The sequence below is a fragment of the Franconibacter daqui genome (assembly GCF_014644275.1).
GTDB lineage: Bacteria > Pseudomonadota > Gammaproteobacteria > Enterobacterales > Enterobacteriaceae > Franconibacter > Franconibacter pulveris.
The window spans coordinates 37,705-54,126 of record NZ_BMKJ01000004.1; the positions used below are offsets into that span (position 1 = coordinate 37,705).

13 protein-coding genes are annotated in these 16,422 nt (G+C 51.7%); 1 reads left to right on the forward strand and 12 read right to left on the reverse strand.

The genetic code is table 11. From position 1 onward, the window contains the following. Positions 1–16: 16 nt before the first annotated feature. The 11 genes from IEX01_RS14200 to gmk all read right to left on the reverse strand — a co-directional run bounded on the left by IEX01_RS14200 (position 17) and on the right by gmk (position 12,493). The gene (locus IEX01_RS14200; RefSeq protein WP_024557852.1) at positions 17–538 is read right to left on the reverse strand and encodes a fimbrial protein; all 522 of its coding nucleotides are present in this window, start codon (positions 536–538) and stop codon (positions 17–19) included. Positions 539–599: 61 nt separating this feature from the next. Continuing rightward, entirely contained in the window at positions 600–1,139 is a 540-nt protein-coding gene (locus IEX01_RS14205; protein ID WP_024557853.1) for a fimbrial protein, read from the reverse strand. 107 nt (positions 1,140–1,246) lie between these two features. After that, entirely contained in the window at positions 1,247–2,050 is an 804-nt protein-coding gene (locus tag IEX01_RS14210) for a fimbrial protein (RefSeq protein ID WP_229701857.1), read from the reverse strand. 179 nt (positions 2,051–2,229) lie between these two features. Next, a complete protein-coding gene (locus IEX01_RS14215; protein WP_188724065.1) occupies positions 2,230–4,689 on the reverse strand; it encodes a fimbria/pilus outer membrane usher protein in 2,460 nt (819 codons plus the stop codon). Positions 4,690–4,702: 13 nt separating this feature from the next. Further along, the gene (locus IEX01_RS14220; RefSeq protein ID WP_024557856.1) at positions 4,703–5,410 is read right to left on the reverse strand and encodes a fimbrial biogenesis chaperone; all 708 of its coding nucleotides are present in this window, start codon (positions 5,408–5,410) and stop codon (positions 4,703–4,705) included. Positions 5,411–5,710: 300 nt separating this feature from the next. Then, the gene (locus IEX01_RS14225) at positions 5,711–6,238 is read right to left on the reverse strand and encodes a fimbrial protein (RefSeq protein ID WP_024557857.1); all 528 of its coding nucleotides are present in this window, start codon (positions 6,236–6,238) and stop codon (positions 5,711–5,713) included. A 386-nt stretch (positions 6,239–6,624) separates the two neighbouring features. Continuing rightward, complete coding sequence (gene recG / locus IEX01_RS14230; protein WP_048888725.1) at positions 6,625–8,706, reverse strand: ATP-dependent DNA helicase RecG; 2,082 nt, start codon at positions 8,704–8,706, stop codon at positions 6,625–6,627. A 3-nt stretch (positions 8,707–8,709) separates the two neighbouring features. Continuing rightward, the gene (trmH, locus tag IEX01_RS14235) at positions 8,710–9,399 is read right to left on the reverse strand and encodes a tRNA (guanosine(18)-2'-O)-methyltransferase TrmH (RefSeq protein WP_024560803.1); all 690 of its coding nucleotides are present in this window, start codon (positions 9,397–9,399) and stop codon (positions 8,710–8,712) included. 4 nt (positions 9,400–9,403) lie between these two features. Continuing rightward, the gene (gene spoT, locus IEX01_RS14240; protein WP_024557860.1) at positions 9,404–11,521 is read right to left on the reverse strand and encodes a bifunctional GTP diphosphokinase/guanosine-3',5'-bis pyrophosphate 3'-pyrophosphohydrolase; all 2,118 of its coding nucleotides are present in this window, start codon (positions 11,519–11,521) and stop codon (positions 9,404–9,406) included. A gap of 18 nt (positions 11,522–11,539) precedes the next feature. After that, positions 11,540–11,815: a DNA-directed RNA polymerase subunit omega gene (rpoZ, locus tag IEX01_RS14245; RefSeq protein ID WP_000135058.1), complete on the reverse strand. Its 276-nt coding sequence runs from the start codon at positions 11,813–11,815 to the stop codon at positions 11,540–11,542. 54 nt (positions 11,816–11,869) lie between these two features. Next, on the reverse strand, positions 11,870–12,493 hold the full coding sequence (gmk, locus tag IEX01_RS14250; RefSeq protein WP_024557861.1) for a guanylate kinase: 624 nt from the start codon (positions 12,491–12,493) through the stop codon (positions 11,870–11,872). 253 nt (positions 12,494–12,746) lie between these two features. Here gmk and ligB point away from each other — a divergent pair, with 253 nt between their 5' ends. Continuing rightward, positions 12,747–14,444: an NAD-dependent DNA ligase LigB gene (ligB, locus tag IEX01_RS14255; RefSeq protein WP_373289689.1), complete on the forward strand. Its 1,698-nt coding sequence runs from the start codon at positions 12,747–12,749 to the stop codon at positions 14,442–14,444. On the opposite strand, the gene IEX01_RS14260 is transcribed toward ligB, so the two are convergent. After that, on the reverse strand, positions 14,439–16,091 hold the full coding sequence (locus tag IEX01_RS14260; protein WP_048888726.1) for a phosphoethanolamine transferase: 1,653 nt from the start codon (positions 16,089–16,091) through the stop codon (positions 14,439–14,441). The genes ligB and IEX01_RS14260 overlap by 6 nt on opposite strands. Positions 16,092–16,422 lie beyond the last annotated feature (331 nt).

A 16,422-nucleotide genomic window follows, 5' to 3' on the forward strand; every position in this document is an offset into this window, starting at 1 on the left:
CCGAAAGCGCACCGGCTTACAGACGCACCAGGTCAAGGGTCAGGGTGCCATGAACGGTTCCTTCGGTCGGCGTTTGACCATTTAACTTAACCAGTTGCAGATTAACTTCACTGATTACCCCGTTAAGAGGGATCACACCGCCGTTAATATTCAGCGGTGTTTTATTTTTATCAAAAACACCAATGCCAACGCCTTTTGCGCCATTTTCGCTTACATCATTATTGGCGATTACCGTCCCATCGGCATCATCCGCAACCGCATGTAATTGAATGGAAAGCTTTTCAGGCGCCGGGCAATAACCCCCCACATTGCCGATGGAGATAGGCAAATTTTTCGGTGCTGTCGCATTGGTCCCTTGTGGAATAAGCTGGTCAGTTTGACCACTCAAGGAGACAGACGATTCGACGTAAATATAGCAGTCAGAATTACCGTTCATAACGGTGCCGCTAATCTGCAGTGAAGCTGAATTATCTTCAGCACAGGCAGCGCTGGCGGCGAATAAAGAAGAGAGCATCAATGCCATTAATGCTTTTTTCATTTCCACTATCCTTATACAAAGCAAAAAAGCCTTCGTGACATCACGAAGGCTTTAGTTATGCTTACAGACGTTCGATCTGAACGGTCAGAGAGCCCTGAACGGCGCCTACGGTTGGTTCCTGGCCTGCCAGTTTCACCAGACCCAATTTCAGAGAATAGCCATTGGTCGTTGCAGCAACAGTATCGTTAACTTTGACAACTTCATCATCGTAATTATAAAGACCAACACCCACGCCTTTTGCTGCAACATCTGCGCTGGCAGTGTTTGCAAGGGTGTTACCGTCTACGCTATCCGCAGTGCCGAGGAATTTATAAGCCAGTTTGCCCTGGGCAAGAGAAAGCCGGCAATTGTCATCACCTTTAATATTCATGACAACAGTTTTTGAGTTAGTCAGTTTTTGACCGGATTCAACCATTGTAGAAATATCTTCATTCAGAGCGACACTGGTATCAGAAAGGTCGACAGAGCAGTATGAATCGTTAGCAGTAACGGCACCCGTTACCGACAGGGTGGCAGAAACATCATTCGGATTTGTTGTTGCCTGAGCAGCGCCAACCATGAACAGTGCGGAAACAGCCAAACCTAATACAGTCTTTTTCATAATAAATATCCTTATATTTTCCTTGAATGTGAAATAGGCGAAGCGCACTCCCCCTTTATGAAAAAGGGTAATAGCACTTCCATATTTCTTATTTGGTTGTGAATGTTTTAAAGATAATTGATGCGTAGCGTTATTTGCGCCTTTACATTTCCCTTTGTGATTTTTTCATTGGTTTTGGCATAGCGCACAGCAAGGGGCAAAGCGAACCCGTTTTGCTGTTGCGGCAATATTATTTCCATCGGTCGGCCCGGGAACAGGACGCTACTGTTATAGAGCATCTCAATCCCTACGCCGGATGCCGGGTTATCTGGCGCAACATTTTTAAATATTGACGGTATTTGGGGGTCATTCGCACCTTCAACATTAATGCTGGCTTTTTTGGTATTCAGGCATAACAAATTAACGCTCACGGGATAAGGCTTTTTAGCTTCACTGCTGGCCAGTTCCGTTGCATCTATAGGCGGCAAATCAATTTGCGGATTTGGCACCTGAATAGCGCAGTGCGCTTTCGCTGCTAATACATTTACCGCCATATTCACTACCAGCGAGTTATCATTAAGGGAAAGCAACGAAGGCAACCGCAGGTTCAGCGTCCCACTCTGCATAGCGCCCGTTTTCACAGCTTCAAAGCGAAGCGTTAAATCATCGGTAGTAATAGCGGCCTGGGATAAATCAGCAACCGGGGCGCTGAAAGGCAAAACCCATTCTTTGCGCGTGGCGCCCGGTTTGTCATAAATCACCGTCAGGCGCAGGCCCAGACCCGGTAGAGCGGTAGCGAAAGTGTTAAATCCTGTCTGTCGCGCCGTCATTCTCCCGTTCAGCACTTTCCTCACTTTCTCCAGACATGCGCTGGTAATGGGACGATGCGAGCCGGTCAATTGCGCCAGCGAAGCCTCTTTTTTATAAAGCACGGCCCCGACCGGCTCCGCCGCCACGCGAGCCGGCAACTGAACCGTAACCGGCACCGTTAAATTAAGCGGTTCGCTTCGCTTTATGTCCTGACACTCTGCCGCTATGGTCACGGCGCTGTGAAAAACCGTCGTTAAGATTGCTGCCCTGGCCAGGCGAGAAATGGTTTTCTTCATGATTATCAATGGCACTCCACAGCCAGTAAGGCGACCGGCAGTTTTGCGCCGCTTTTCGCCGGTAATTCCACAGGCGCGGAGCACTGCTGTTTATCACCCCAGGTAAAACGCACCACGCCTTTATCCGGCGCAGTGTTCAAATAGACCTGCCCCGCATCGCCGACATAATACGTTTCGTCATTACCTTCAATGCGCGCCCGGGCGCCAAAGGGCAAATAGTCGCCGTTGTGTTTAACCGTGAGCACCGCTTTACGCCCGCTTACCGCCGCAAACCGGGCCATTACAATCGCGTCTTTCGTCGGCACGACCTGGGTAGAGGTGCTGGTAAAATCGACCTCTTTACTGGCTCGTGTATCAATGCTTAACGGGTTGCGGTGATACGCGCGTAAATCCGGTACCAGCGCATAACCGCGCGAATCGGTCGCGATATTCTGTCCGCCCTCCAGCGCCACATCCGGCGTGTTGGGAATGGCGACCAGCGCCAGGCTATTATTCGAGTAGCGGCCAGCGGTAATGCCATGACGATGGGCGACCAGACTGCCCGACGCATTCCACGTCATGTACTGGTTCTCATCGGCGTTATAGGTAAGGTTCATTTCGCCGTACCGGCCCTGATAGTCGAGACCTGCCGAACCGCTCTGGGTATCACTCTGGCCATGCTGCGAAGCGTAGGAGAGCTGCGTATTCCAGCTCAGATCCTGACGATCGCCCACTTTCCCGGTGATCCCGACCTGGTTCGACAGGTCGCCCTGCAAGCCGGATGTCGCCGTGTAGTTGACCATCGGCTGAGCGCGCGGGAACGCTTCGCTAAGCGGCAGCGAAAGCGTCAGCGCCAGTTGTTTATCCCATTGCGGATCGCCTTCATTACGCGTCATGCTGTAAGCCAGCGAAAAACTGACCATTTTATACGAGCCGTTCCAGCCTACTTGCCACATCCGGGAAACGGAGTTATCTCTGTTTTCGCTGCGGTTTAGCGTGGCGAAGAAACTGTGTTCGTCAGTCACCGACTGGTTAACCGTCAGGTTGTACTCGCGACGTTTGCGGGTGTCGGCAAACAGTGTTTCCGAATCCGCCCAGTCGCTGAACGACAGGTAATCACTCAGGTAGTAGCGATTGTCCAGTTGGATCTGCGTATCCGTTTCCGGGATGTCATTACGGTAAGTCAAACGCACCATATCGCCGGTATATTCCGGCGAGTTTTCCCGGCGCCCTCTACTGTGCGTAACGTCCAGAGCGATGCCGCCCAGGCTCTGGAAATCAAAGCCCAGGCCAAGACTGAAGGCTTTAAATTTATCCTGATACTGACTGCCGCCATACACGGTGGCGTTAAGGGGTAACCCCCAGGACAGCGCGGCCTGCAGAATTTCAGGCTTGTCATTGCCAGAGTCTGAAGACGAAAGGTAGCGGCCCGCCGTCAGGTTATATTTTATCTGCCAGGTGCGCAGCAGTTGCGGGACGCTGGAGTACGCAACGGTACTGCGCGACTCGGAGCCATCAGCTTCCGTTACCACCACCTCGAGCTTACCGCCATTGGATACCGATGACAGATCGCCAATCATAAAAGGTCCTGGCGGCACGGAACGCTGATAAATCACGTTGCCGTTTTCACGCACCGTTACGCGCGCATTGCTTTTGGCAATACCGCGAATAATCGGCGCGAAGCCCGTGAGCTGATCCGGGATCATGTCATTGTCAGAGCTTAGCTGCGCACCGCGGAGCAGCAGACTGTCAAACACATCGCCAGGCGTGCTGGCATCGCCGAGTGTTAATTCGCCTTTAAGGGCATGGATAGCGGTCTCGACATAATTACTGATGCTCTTCCAGCCTTCATCTTTACTCACCGTTGCGTTGTTACGGTAGCGCCAGCGGCCAATATTGATGCCATTAGTGAGGTTGGCGTAGACCGAGTCCGATACGCTGTCATTACGCGAAAGGTATTGCTGACCGGAAAGCTGGTACATCGTGATAAGCGCAGGAATACCGTCGTCCCACTCTTCCTGTGGGACACCCATCAGCGATTCATCACGCAGCACCGTCTGGGGAATAGCGATCTCCAGCGCCAGTTTTGAGAAGTCAAAACTGGTCCTGGTGCCAGGCACCTGCTCTTCCATGGATACGCAGGTGTTTTTAAGCTCATTATCCTGTGCTTTTGAATCCACTTTGCTCATATCCACTCCCAGTGTCTGGTAAGTTTTATAAGAGAGACACGGAACCAGTTGTTTCTCTTTATTCAGTTCAAATCTGACGCTGCTGACCGTCACTACGCTGCCATTTACGCTGATATGTACCCGGTAAGTTCCGGGCGGCTGATAACCCTGGCTCAGCAGGCTGGTATCGCTGATGGCTGCGTTTCCATTCACTGCCTGTAACAGACCAGGGTCAAAATATTCACCTGCTAATACTGAGCGAGCGAAAATCGCCGTTGCTACAAAAGAGGCAAGCCACTTAATCCTTGTGCCGTGCATAACGTCCTGTTAGTTAATTAAGACGTTGTGTAAACGTTTTAGAGGTGACGCCAAAGTCGTTAATAGCGCTCCATTCCACGCCTGCGCCAGCCGCTGGATTATGTTTAAGACGATAAGTTTTGTTCCCAAAAGGCGGGATAACGGTGTTGTTGTCGATAACGGAAACCGGTATAGATTCTTTATCCACAGCGATCTCACCCAGCACGACATAAAAAGGCGACGCGTTATCCACTTTCGCCGTATTACCGGAAAGCGACCAGTGCAGGTTTTTAACCGCGTCGCCCGGATCGCCTTTCAGGCCGGCAGGGCGGAAGAAAAATTTAATACGGTTGTTTATCGCCAGCACCATGCGGTTTTCAACTTTAGACTCTTCATCGTTCAAACCCGGTACGCCTTTCACGTCCAGCCAGAAAAGACTTTCACGATCGGCGGGCAAACCATTTCCCAGATAAACCACACGAATGACGTTATCGCTTTTGGGCGCGAGTCGGAATAAAGGCGGCGTTACAACAAACGGTAAATTCTTTTTAACCGTACTGTCGCCTGCATCCAGCCATGACTGAATAAGATAGGCGCGCTCTTCATTACTGTGAACCGTAACAGAAGCATCGCCATCTTTTTCGTTGTAAATCAACCTGTCAGCATTTAAAGTTAATGCCGCATGAGACATTCCTGACCAGCAAGCCGCAGTCAAAAGAGTTGTCAGGAGTAATTTTTTCATTTTAAATCCATAAGAACGCAGTGAGAAATAACCTGCGAAGTAATTAAAAATTACCTCAAAGGTGGCTTTTTATATTAAATAGAATCAGAGTCTTTCAATTTGTACGGGTATTAACGACTGTACTGAGCCAGCCGTGGGCGCCTGGTTTTTTAATTTCACTATGCCTACCCGAAAGAGCAGCGGCCTTCCAGCGTCGGTTTCAGGGTAATATTGGGAACAATAACTTCACCTCCCATACCGTCATAAACGCCAACGCCTGCTGCTAATAGGTAATAATCATGTACTGCACATTATTTATTTTTACATCCGGTCAATCTGCACGGTTACTGAACTTTGTACTGAACCGGGGGTAGGTTCCTGATTTTTTAACTTAACCATCGCCAGATGAAATGGGTAGCTATTAACACCTTGCATAATGTATCTGGCGCTAACGTTCGGCGTAATAATTTCGCCTGACGCGTCATAAACGCCTATGCCCACGCCTGTTGCGGCGGCGCTACCCTCATCGGCATTGCTAAGCGCAGAACCATCTCCGGCGACGGTACCCATGAAATTGAGCGCAATGCCTTTACAGTTGTCTCCCGTTAAAAAGGCCGACACAGCATCCCGGGAGATGGCATCAGAAAGCGGTTGACCCTGTTCCGGCAAAGCAGCAACATCCTGGCTTGCCAGGTGCACCAGTGAACGGCTCAACTCAACGGCGCAACCACTGGTGCTGTCCTGTACTGACCCACTAATATCCAGCACGGCCGGAATATCATTAGCGGCAATGGCTACAGCAGACGTTAATACGCTGCTTATAGCGATGATTAATGCTAATTTTTTCATCGTGGAATCTCATTTTAGAATGGTGGGGATTTATTTAACCCAGATGGTGGAATAAATATCCCATGCATCACCATCACCAGGTTATTTTGATCATAGAGTGGCTGCATAAAAAGAGTCAAATTCCCCCCCTGCGATGTTATCTTGTCAGGGCGTTAAATGTATTCTCTTTTTGAATGTATTAAGTTTTGATATTTTGTGCGGCAGGTTTTTTATAAGAATATGGCCCGGGTAAAAAGGGCGTATTGCTAATAAATAGAGTTTTGGGATTTTCTCAATGAATCAATTCAAAAGATCCATTTATAGAAAAAATGAAGAAATGATAAGTGGACAGAAGGTGATTGACGGAGTGAATTTATTTTTATGTCGAAGAAAGTGTAATCTATTATTTATGCATTAGAGTATTTTTCCGTTTCCGGCATCCAGCGCTCAATCAAAGCGGCAGCCTGTTCAGGAAAATACTCATGAATATGGCGGGCGATGCGCTGCACTTCAGGAATAAGCGCTTGATCGCGCAGCAGATCCGCCACTTTAAACTCCGCGTTACCCGTCTGGCGGGTGCCAAGCAGTTCGCCCGGACCACGGATTTCCAGATCTTTTTGGGCGATGACAAAACCATCATTGCTGTCGCGCAGTACCTGCAGGCGCACCTGCGCCGTTTTTGACAGAGGCGCTTTATAAAGCAGAACGCAATGCGAAGCGACGGCACCGCGCCCAACGCGGCCACGCAGCTGATGAAGCTGCGCCAGGCCGAGGCGCTCGGGGTTTTCGATTATCATCAGGCTGGCATTTGGCACATCCACGCCAACTTCAATGACCGTGGTCGCTACCAGCAGATCAACGTCGCCCTGCTTAAAAGAGAGCATCACCGCCTGCTTTTCCTGGGGCTTCATGCGGCCATGCACCAGCGCCACTTTTAGCTCCGGCAGGGAGGTTTTTAGCTCTTCCCACGTTGCTTCAGCGGCCTGTGCTTCTAATAATTCTGACTCTTCAATCAACGTACACACCCAGTAAGCCTGACGGCCCTCCTGAGTGCAGGCGTGCCGTACGCGATCGATAATATCGCCACGCCGCGTATCAGGAATGGCGACGGTGGTCACTGGCGTACGCCCCGGCGGCAACTCATCAATAACCGAGGTATCGAGATCGGCGTAAGCGGTCATCGCCAGCGTTCGCGGAATAGGCGTCGCGGTCATGATGAGCTGATGGGGATGAAAGCCTTGCTGCTGGCCTTTTTCCCACAGCGCAAGGCGCTGATGCACGCCGAAGCGATGCTGTTCATCAATAATAACCAGCGCGAGGTTTTTGAACTGGACCTGCTCCTGAAAAATGGCGTGTGTCCCCACGACCATCGGCACCTGCCCGTTGGCGATAGCTTCCTGTTGCGCCAGACGTGCTTTCCCTTTCTGTTTGCCCGCCAGCCAGCCCACGTCGATCCCGAGCGGGGCAAACCAGTTGCGAAAGTTATTCGCATGTTGCTCGGCGAGCAATTCCGTGGGCGCCATCATGGCTACTTGCTGACCGTGAGAAATAGCGCGCAAAGCGGCAAGCGCCGCAACCAGCGTTTTACCGGAGCCAACATCCCCCTGCACCAGGCGCATCATGGGGATATCGAGCGCCAGGTCGCGTTCAATTTCCGCAACCACTCGGTTTTGCGCCGCCGTGGGGGTAAATGGCAGTGAGCGAAGGAACTGGGTTTTAAGCTTATCTTTCGCATCAAGCGGCAGGGCGCGATAGCGCTGCGCGCCCGCCCGTAGCGCCAGCATACTCAGGTTGTGCGCCAGCAGTTCTTCCAGAATCAGGCGACGCTGCGCCGGATGCTTGCCGCTTTCGAGGTCGGTCAACTGTAGCGAAGGAGGGGGACGATGCAGCGTGCGGATGGCTTCCGGCAGGCTCATTAAGCCTTGCGACAGCTCTACGGGCAGTAATTCAGCAACGGGACAGGTATCCAGCACTTCCAGCGCCTGGTCTGTGAGTTTGCGAAGCGTAGCCTGTCGAACCCCTTCGGTAGTGGGATAAACCGGCGTAAGCGTCTCCTGCAGCTCGGTTGTTTCCAGATCGCCCTGAACGCGGTATTCGGGATGTATCATCTCCGCGCCGTACTGGCCGCGCTTCACTTCGCCATACGCCAGAACCCGGCGGCCATGCGCAAGGTTATTCTTCATGCCCGCGTTGAAGTTGAAAAAGCGCAGCGTCAGCACGCCGGTGCCATCACTAAGCTGGCATACCATCATACGCTTACGGCCAAAGACAATATTGCAGTTCAGCACTTCGGCTTCTACGGTGGCATACACCCCCGGCAGTAAGTCGCTAATAGTGGAAAGTTGAGTGCGGTCTTCGTAACGCAGCGGGAAATGGAACAGCAGATCCTGAACCGTATGCAGGCCGAGCTTCGCCAGCTTCGCGCTCTGGCTGGCGCCGACGCCGGTAAGCGAGCTTAACGGAACCGCATCCAGCAGACGGCCTTTCATGGTTTACTCCGCAGCCTGCATTGTCGCCCACCAGCCCGCGTCAGCTTCGATTTCACCGTGCTGATTAACGTGGGGGTACGCAAGTCCTTTGCGCTTAGCGACTTTTGCCAGCACCGGATAGCCGCCTTCAAACAGCAGGCGCTGTTGCTCTGCTTGAGGCAGGGTGCTGTTTTCACGTTCGTACATGCCGGCGTTTTGACGCTGGCGCTGCGCTTCATAAAGAATTAACGCGGAGGCGACTGAAACATTAAGCGATTGCACCATGCCGATCATCGGAATGATGATGTCTTGATCGGCAAGCGCCAGCGCTTCCCTGGTGATGCCGGTCTTTTCCTGGCCCATCAAAATACAGGTTGGACGGGTATAGTCGATTTCACGAAAATCCACCGCTTTATCGGACAGGTGGGTCGCCAGCACTTGCATGCCCTGCGCTTTGAGTTCGCCAACCGCATCGCCAATAGTGCGATGTGTTTTTACCTCTACCCAGCTGTTGCTGCCTGCGGCTGAAGAGGCCATGGTGCGCATCCGGCTGCTCGGCCAGACGGCATGCACCTCGTGCACGCCAACGGCGTCTGCCGTGCGGATAATGGCCGAGACGTTATGAGGTTTATGCACCTGCTCCATGCAAACCGTCAGGTCTGGCTGACGGCGGGCAAGCATTTCACGGATTCGCGCATAACGCTGAGGATTCATAACGCTAGTTTCTGTTGCGGTTAACTTTAATCACATCAGGCATAACGCGGATCTTGCGCATGATATTCGCCAGATGGATACGGTCGCGCGCCGTCAGGCGAATGAACGCGCTGTAAACGCGGCCATCTTTCTCTTCCGTGTTCAGACTCTGAATGTTACTGCCAGCCGTATTGATTGCCGCCGTCAGGTTCGCCAGCGCGCCCTGATGGTTAAACATATCTACCTTAATTTCGGTGATAAATTCCTGCTCGGTCTCTTTATCCCACTCGACCGCCATGAATTTTTCCGGCTCTTTCTGGTAACCGCGAATATTTCGGCATGATTCATGGTGAATCACGAGCCCCTTGCCCGGGCTGACGTGCGCCACTATCGGGTCGCCAGGAATAGGACGGCAGCATTTCGCAAAGGTGATAAGCACGCCGTCCGCGCCTTTAATAGGCAGGTGGCTGTGACTGGCCGAGCCGCTTTGCGAGCCTGTAGCCGATGTTTCGCCTTGCAGTAGATTCTTCGCTACTACGACGCTCATGGCATTGCCAAGACCAATCTCAGAGAGCAGATCATCAAGAGTGGCGAGCTTCATACGCTCAAGCTCACGATGGATGTTCTCCTGGGGGATCTCGGCAAGCTTGCGGCTGCCGCCGAGCGCATGGTTGAGCAGGCGGCGGCCCAGGCTTACCGAATCGTCACGCTTTAAGTTTTTCAGCATCTGGCGAATCTTGGCGCGCGCTTTTGAGCTCACGACAAAGTTCAGCCAGGCGGCGTTCGGACGAGCACCCGGCGCGGTAATGATTTCAACTGTCTGACCGCTGGAAAGCGGTTGCGAAAGGGGATAAGGCTGGCGGTCGACGCGGGCGCCAACGCAGGCGTGGCCGATATCCGTATGCACAGCATAGGCGAAGTCGACTGGCGTGGCGCCAGCAGGCAGTTCGACAATGCGCCCTTCCGGGGTGAAAACGTAAATCTCATCCGGGAAGAGATCGGATTTAACGCTCTCAATAAATTCAAATGAGCTGCCGGCGCTCTGCTGAAGTTCCAGCAGGCTTTGCATCCAGCGCTGCGCGCGGATTTGCGCAGTGGTGCTGCTCTCGTTGCGCTCTTTATAAGCCCAGTGCGCCGCGACACCCATTTCCGCCATCTGGTCCATATCTTCCGTGCGGATCTGGACTTCAACTGGCACGCCGTGAGGGCCAATCATGGAGGTATGCAGAGACTGATAGCCGTTCGCCTTAGGGATAGCGATGTAGTCTTTCATGCGCCCCGGACGCGGCTTATAGAGGCTGTGCATTTGTCCGAGCACGCGGTAGCACGTATCCACATCCTTAACGATTACGCGAAACGCGTAAATGTCCATAATGGAGTGAAAACGTTGCTCTTTGAGCACCATCTTGCAATAGATGGAGTAAAGATGCTTTTCGCGACCGCTGACGCGGCACGGAATCCCTGCTTCCTGTAAACGGCCTTCAATCTCAGAGAGGATTTTCTGAATCATCTCTTTACGATTGCCGCGCGCCGCTTTCACCACCTCTTTGATAACGCGGTAGCGGTTGGGGTAAAGCGCTTCAAAGCCAAGCTCTTCCAGCTCCGTCTTCAAATGATGAATACCGAGACGGTGAGCCAGCGGGCTGTAGATTTCGAGCGTTTCACGGGCGATGCGGCGACGTTTATCCGGGCGCAGAGAACCCAGCGTACGCATATTGTGGGTGCGGTCGGCAAGTTTGATGAGAATGACGCGGATATCCTGCACCATCGCCATAATCATCTTACGAAAGTTTTCGGCCTGCGCCTCTTTCTTATCGCGGAACTTAAGCTTGTCGAGCTTGGAAACCCCTTCCACCAGTTCGGCAACGCTTTTGCCAAACAGCTGTTCCATATCCTGGTAGGTGGCAGGGGTGTCTTCAATCACGTCATGCAGCAGCGCGGCCATCAGCGTTTCATAGTCGAGTTTCATCTCGGCCAGAATACAGGCCACCGCCACCGGGTGAGTGATATAGGGTTCGCCGCTTGAACGTGTTTGTCCCTCGTGAGCATCACGTGCAACGAGATAAGCCTGCTGCAGGCGCTTAATCTGGTCCTGCGGCAGGTATTGTTGAATCAGCTGATTCAGGCTTTCAAACAGATACAAGGGCTACCCGCAGCGTTATTAACGACGACCTTCAGCAATAGCGGTGACGGCCTGCAGTTCTGCGGCTTCCTGCTCCTGCTGCTCCTGGCGCTCACGTACGTCGAGGATCTGATTGTTGATCAGGCCTTCTTCGATTTCGCGCAGTGCGATAACGGTGGTTTTATCGTTTTCTTCCGGTACCAGCGGATCCTTGCCGCCTACCTGCATCTGACGAGCGCGACGAGCGGCGACCAGCACCAGATCAAAACGGTTACCAATTTTCTCTACAGCGTCCTGAACAGTTACGCGTGCCATACTAAAAATGCTCCACAGATGAAGAAATGACTGGGCATAATACTGAAAGTGGCTTCAGTCTGCCAATAGTTTGGTGATTAATGCGTCATGTCGCTGCTTCTGGCGGCTCATGCGCAGACGTTCCGCGCGAAGGATGGTTTTCAGATCGGCGAGCGCCATATCGAAATCATCATTCACAATAAGATAATCATATTCAGCGTAGTGGCTCATTTCCGCTACCGCCTGCGCCATGCGCTTTGCGATAACTTCTTCGCTGTCCTGACCACGACCGCGCAAACGTCGGTCCAGCTCTTCTTTTGAAGGCGGCAGAATAAAAATGCTGCGCGCTTGCGGCATTTTTTTACGGATTTGCTGCGCGCCTTGCCAGTCAATATCCAGGAATATATCTACGCCAGTAGCGAGAACCTGCTCAATCGACGCGCGTGAAGTTCCATAATAATTGCCAAACACTTCCGCATGTTCAAGAAAAGCATCTTCGGCGATCATTTTTCTAAATTCATCATGATTGACGAAGAAGTAATGTTCGCCATGAACTTCGCCCGGGCGCGGGCCGCGAGTAGTGTGCGAGACAGAAACCTGCGAATCGTAAAGCGGTTGCGTCTTTAAAAAAGCCTGAATAAGACTGGATTTACCTGCGCCGCTGGGGGCGGAAATAATATAAAGCGTGCCTTGAGCCATGAGTGTGTTTACGTCCTGGTGTGCCAAAAGAGGAGGCGTATACGGGCTTATTATACACGTAGCGGCTGCGCGACGTAGCCTTTGTCACATTTTTCATCTTCAGCTTTTGATATTTGCGCGTTTTCATCCAGCACGGCGCAATTTTTGCAACTTCACGGCAATTTCTCTGAAAGCCTCTCCAGAAACGCGCATCACACGATAGCGTGGGTTCGCTATCGGGCTTATGTTCCGACGAAAGCGCACAGGAGGGCGGATGATGATAAGAAAAGCATGCTGGCTACTGGCAGGCCTGGGGTGTTTTAGCGTTCAGGCGGCTTGCCCGGACTGGCCGTTATCACGGGCAAAAGAGGAGATGGCGCAGCTACAGGCGCAGCTAAAGCGCTGGGATGAAGCCTACTGGCAGAAAGGCGAAAGCCAGACCAGCGACGCGGTGTACGACCAGCTCAGCGCGCAGCTCGCCCTGTGGAGACGTTGTTTTCATCATGAAACCATTCCGGCGCTCCCGCCTGCGCTGGCGAGAGGCCGCCTGCCTCACCCTGTTCCGCATACTGGGGTGCGAAAACTAAGTGATGCGAACGAACTCAATGAATGGATGCGCCAGAAATCGGCATTATGGGTGCAACCTAAAGTAGACGGCGTAGCCGTAACGTTGGTTTATCGTTCCGGCTTACTACAGCAAGCCATCAGCCGGGGCGATGGCCTTTATGGGGAGGACTGGACAGAAAAAGTACGGCGTATCCCGGCTATTCCTCATAAGGTTTCCGGAGCCCTGGAAAACAGTGTCTTGCAGGGTGAGATCTTCTGGCGGCGTAACGGGCATCAACAAAAAGCGGCTGGCGGTATTAACGCCCGAGCCCTGGTGGCGGGAGCGATGATGCGCCGCGAGGCTTCGCCTTTACTTGGTGAACTGGATGTTTTCATCTGGGCGTGGCCGGATGGCCCGGCTGACATGGAGAGTCGGGCAACCGCGTTGGCCGAGGCTGGTTTCACGCTGACCAGAGCGTGGACAAAACCTGTCGCTACCAGCAAGGAAGTGGCCCAGTGGCGAGACCGCTGGTTTAGTTCGCCGCTGCCCTTCGTTACGGATGGCGTCGTCGTACGTGCTGAAAAGGAGCCTTCCGGCAAAAACTGGCAGCCCGGACAGGGCAACTGGGTAGTCGCCTGGAAATATCCGCCAGTAAAGCAGATCACAACGGTCAATAGCATTCGCTTCGCGGTTGGACGCACGGGGAAAGTGAGCGTAGTTGCGGAGCTGGAGCCCGTGTTGCTGGATGACAAATGGGTGCGCCGTACGAATATTGGCTCTGTTTCAAAATGGGAGCAGTGGGATATCGCACCCGGCGACAGTGTGGCAGTGAGCCTGGCGGGACGGGGTATTCCTCGGCTGGATGAGGTCGTCTGGCGTGTAGCGAAACGCGATAAACCCCAACCGCCTGTTAAACAACCGCACGCAGCCGTAAGTTGCTTTTATGCATCCGCCGGGTGTGAGGCGCAGTTTCTCGCCCGGCTTGCGTGGCTAAGTCAGAAATCTGTGCTCGACCTGAACGGGTTGGGCGAAGCCACCTGGCAGCAGTTGCACCGCGCTCAACATTTTGAACACCTTTTCTCCTGGCTTGCGCTTACGCCCGAAGCTTTATCACAGACGCCCGGATTTTCACCACAGCGCGCCGTTCAGCTCTGGCATCGTTTTTCATTTACTCGCAAATTACCGTTTCACCGTTGGTTAAAAGCGCTGGGCCTGCCGTTGCCCGCCAACGCGCTGCGGACGTTGCCAGACCAAAGCTGGCGGGAGCTTATCATGCGCAATGAAGCCAGCTGGCAACAACTTCCGGGCGTTGGCGCTGGCCGCGCGCGGCTGCTTATACAATTCCTCCATCACCCCCAGGTAAGTTCGCTGGCAGAGTGGCTGGGAAAACAGCAGATAACAGGCTTTACCGTTCCTGCGCTATAGAGAATTTTTGCCAGCCTCTTTTACGGCAATCTCTGGTTTAAGGTCATTGAAATGAGCCCTGAGCGTTTGATATTCAAAAATATTTCGTCCGCCGTCCATGACCGGGAATGTTTTATCCGGGTGGAAGCAAACGTCCAGTATTGACCAGCAGTTTTTCTCTGCTGTTGAAATGCCCATCCAGCTCAACATCAGGAAATAATTGTTGGCGGTAGACCACGGCGCTTCAACTTTGCCTGTATTACGAGGTTGGCTGCCAAGCGCTTTGTCGCTATACCAGATAAATTGAGGAACGTCATAGGCTTCTTTACTTGGGAAACGCGCGCCATGCATATAAATCGACTCAAGCTCAGCATTTTTTTCCAACCCATGATCGGAAAAATAGAGCAATGACGCGGAGCGGTTAGCCAGACGCGCCATAACTTCACCCAGGAAATAGTCGGTGAAGCGAATAGCATTGTTATAACAATCTTCATATTTATTACCGGTATGATAATAATCATGAGATTTGGGATAGCGCGTACAAGCCAGTTCATGGCTGCCGTTGATATGCAAAAAAATGACTTTTTTGCCGTGCTGTTTTAGGGCGTCATCGAACCAGGGTAATAATTCATCATCGTAATGGCTCTCCACCCAGTTCAGGTGATGGCTTGTGGAGGCAATCGCAGCCACATAATTGTTGCTTTTACCGCTGTTTCCTTGCGCGCTTATCCAGTAAGTATTAAAGCCTGCTCTATTCGCTGCGTTGACAATGTTGTCTGAGAGATTATCAATGGTGAAATGTTCCGCATCTGCGCGGCTTAAGATCATAGGAACCGCCAGTACGGTAGCCGAAGCAGGCGCAATAGCATGTTCGAAAATGAGCGCATTATGGTTAAGTTTCGTCTCGACAGGCGTAGTATCCAGCGGGAAGCCATAAAGTTGCATATTGTTACGTCGCGCGGATTCGCCAATGACCACGACATACGTCTCTATGTTTTGATCCTGCCAGGTCAGATGAGCGTCATTTTGCCCACCCTGGCTGATTTTGGCTGCCAGTTGATTGTCCCGATTCGCGATAATGAAATCCGAGGCTACGTAAAAAGGAGTATTAACTAATATACGTGATGCCAGAGGATAATAGACCTCTTTATCCTTTTGCTTTTTGAACCAGCAAGCAAAAGAAAACCAGGCAATAAAAATAGCCAGCAAAGCGAAAGAGAGAATACTTTGCTTGCGGGTTAGCTTTTTCGACAGCAAATGTATTGCGGTAAGCGTAATAGCAAAGTGCGCCACCGCGACGGGCATATAATAAAGATAGATGCCCGCCATGCTTTTAACTTCACGTAAGTGCGTGGTTAATATGCTCATCGCAAAGGCGACGTTAAATTCACTCTGGTAAATGCTATAAGTACTAAAATCAATAGCAAAGTTGAGAGACAGAAAAGCGCAAATTACCAGTGAAATAGCCTTTCCGGCCAGAGTCCTGTAAATTGCTGCGGCGCTGGCAATAAGCAAAAGATTACAAACTGCAATGCGTAAAATGAAGCGGGGCGGCTGTGTGAAAGCCACGGGCCATAATAAAAGTAAAAGAGAAAGCACAATGCACAGGAGAAATGTGCTACGTCGCTCTTCGCGTAATTTTGTAGTAATAATGCTGACAAAAGACATAATCTAAATTTTTGTGGTGACCGTAACGGGTCCTGAGTTTAATGCGCTAGTTTACATAAACTGGCGATGAGTGAGTAAACATATCCTGCTAAGTATAAATACTGGCCGATTATTGAATGATTTTCACACGGCAACCCGCTTGTTTATGAGCGTTGGCGGAATAGTAACATTTGTAATGAGTCTGGTTGACATTAAAAATATTTATTATTTGTACAAAATTGGAGCATTATCTTTATCGCTATCCGAAACAGAAGTTTTCCTTCGGGAAAGAGGGCTGAACCAATAAAAAAACCCGCCTGAAGCGGGTTTATATGCGTTAACAGTATGTTCA